Below are 2,204 nucleotides of genomic sequence, written 5' to 3' on the forward strand. Positions count from 1 at the left end.
AGGTTACCTTCAGGCCCTTGTACTGAGGGGTCTCGAAAATGGGCATAATGTCGTAGTGTACGGTGAAGGTGATGTCCTTGTTGGCTTCAAAGGGGAGAAGGGTCTCTTCGTCCTGAAGCTCAGGGGTGCTGAAGGAGAGCGGCTTATACTTGTCTTCAACATCAGTCAAGGCTTCCTTCAATGCGTCTTCGATGGTATTGAATGTACTTTCCTCACGAATCGCCTTACCAAACTTACCTTCCAGAACGGATACAGGGACTTTGCCCTTTCTAAAACCCTTGATCTGGACATCAGCAGCATACTTTTTCAAAGCTGCCTGGTAGTCATTTTCGATGGTGTCAGCGGTCACAGTGACCGTCAGTGCGACGGAGGAGTTTTCCAATTCTTTGATACTCTTATCAGCGATCATCCTATGTTCATCCTTTTCGGTCCTCTCTTTTGGACCATGTATATCCTTAGGCAAAGCCCTTTGTTGCAATGTAATCCTGCTAAGTATACATAAACAGTTGATTTTCGACCACCCTGTCAGCAGGATTCTTGCAAAAACCTTTTACCCGAAACACATTGTATATAGCAACTTTTTAGGCTTTGGTCTAGGGGAATGAGCGTATTTATCCAATTGCCAGCATACCACCGGTCTGCTAGCATACATATAAGGAGCCTGAAAATGACCATAATCTGCTATCCAGCATGTTCTACATGCAAAAAAGCCATCACCTTCCTTGATGCCAGGAATAGTGAATATATCTACCGAGACATCAAGAAAGATCGGCCGGGCAAAGAGGAACTGAGAGAGTTCCTTAAGAAGAGCAATCTGCCCTTGAAACGCTTTTTCAATACCAGTGGGCAGCTGTATCGCTCCCTGAATCTGAAAGACCGAATCCAAGGGATGGATGAAGAGGAGATGCTTGACCTCCTTTCCAGTGATGGGATGCTGGTAAAGCGACCTCTGCTGGTCTCCGATCAGTTTGTACTGGTCGGATTCCGGGAAAAGGAGTGGGAATCACACCTTAGTTGATTATTACAATTCCCTGACCATGAGAAGCAGATCCTCGTAGAATCCTTCACGGTAGCGAAAACCACGGGGTATTCTGCCCATTTCGCGAAACCCAAAGTGCTTGTAGAGTTGTATAGCCCTTGTGTTGCTTGCCACAACCTCCAGCTCCATCTGTTCGAACCCTGCCAGACGGGCAGCATCGATCAAGGTTTTCATCAAGAGGGAGCCGATGCCGTTTCCTTGTTGGTTCGCCGCAACTGAAATCCCAATCTGACAACGGTGTGCCATCTTGTATGCCAAGCCCAAAGGAGAGAAATCACAGAGAGCTACCAGCTGGTCATCGATAAAGCCACCCAGCATCAACTTATTCTGGGATTTCGCTGCATTCTCCAAGAATGCCGCCTCGTCCTCTGTGCTGATATTCCATTCATCGCCGTAACGGGCAAGATAGGGGCTGTCAGTGTACATGGCTTTCATGTACTGTACGGCCAAGGGGGCATCAGCGGGCTTGAGTGATCTGATAGTGAGCGTACGAGTATCGGAAAGTTGAAATATTTCGCTTTCTCTGTTCATGGACCAAGCATATCAGTGTTAATTTCAGTATGGCAAGGTGGACAGTCAGTTTTCCTGGGAGTTATCCAACAGTTGTTTGATGCTTGAAACAGGTAGAGGTGTGAAGAACAAAAATCCCTGGATGAAATCACACCCCTGCTCCTTGAGGAACTGGAGCTGTTCTTCTGTTTCCACTCCTTCAGCAAGTACCTTCAGCCCAAGATTCTTTGCAAGCTGGATGATACTTCTGATAATTGCCTGATCCTTGTGGAGATTGCTGCTGATTGCTCGGACAAACTCGATATCGATCTTGATAAGATCAATAGGGAAGGTCCGTAACCGGCTGAAGGATGAGTAACCGGTTCCAAAGTCATCTATTGCAATCGAAATGCCCAATTCTTTCATCCTAATTAGTTGTTCCATAATGAATGGCTCATCTTGGAAAGCAATACTCTCGGTGATTTCCACCTCAACATAATGAGGAGGTGTATGCGTTTCTTCAAGAATTGCAGCCATATTCTCTACCATGGAAGGGTCGCGGAGCTGGATAAGTGAAATATTGATACTGATGGAAAGCTCACGATCTGCCCACTCCTGGAATTGCTGGATTTGCAGGCATGCAGTTCTCATAACCCACAGTCCGATGGGTCTGATC

General features: G+C 46.6%; 4 protein-coding genes. 1 reads left to right on the top strand and 3 read right to left on the bottom strand.

Going from position 1 to position 2,204, the window contains the following annotated elements:
- Positions 1 to 409: trigger factor family protein (locus tag JF818_RS06915; protein ID WP_233066624.1), on the bottom strand; the 409-nt coding region annotated here is incomplete at its 3' end.
- A 258-nt stretch (positions 410 to 667) separates the two neighbouring features.
- Here JF818_RS06915 and JF818_RS06920 point away from each other — a divergent pair.
- Positions 668 to 1,018, top strand: a complete 351-nt coding sequence (locus JF818_RS06920; RefSeq protein ID WP_198891301.1) for an arsenate reductase family protein — start codon at positions 668 to 670, stop codon at positions 1,016 to 1,018.
- 3 nt (positions 1,019 to 1,021) lie between these two features.
- Here JF818_RS06920 and JF818_RS06925 read toward each other — a convergent pair whose 3' ends face one another.
- On the bottom strand, positions 1,022 to 1,570 hold the full coding sequence (locus JF818_RS06925) for a GNAT family N-acetyltransferase (protein ID WP_198891302.1): 549 nt from the start codon (positions 1,568 to 1,570) through the stop codon (positions 1,022 to 1,024).
- A 45-nt stretch (positions 1,571 to 1,615) separates the two neighbouring features.
- Positions 1,616 to 2,204 (bottom strand): EAL domain-containing protein (locus JF818_RS06930; RefSeq protein WP_233066626.1); only part of this gene is annotated, 589 nt, incomplete at its 5' end.

Origin of the sequence: Sphaerochaeta sp. S2 (genome assembly GCF_016406725.1) — a bacterium.
Lineage (GTDB): Bacteria > Spirochaetota > Spirochaetia > Sphaerochaetales > Sphaerochaetaceae > Sphaerochaeta.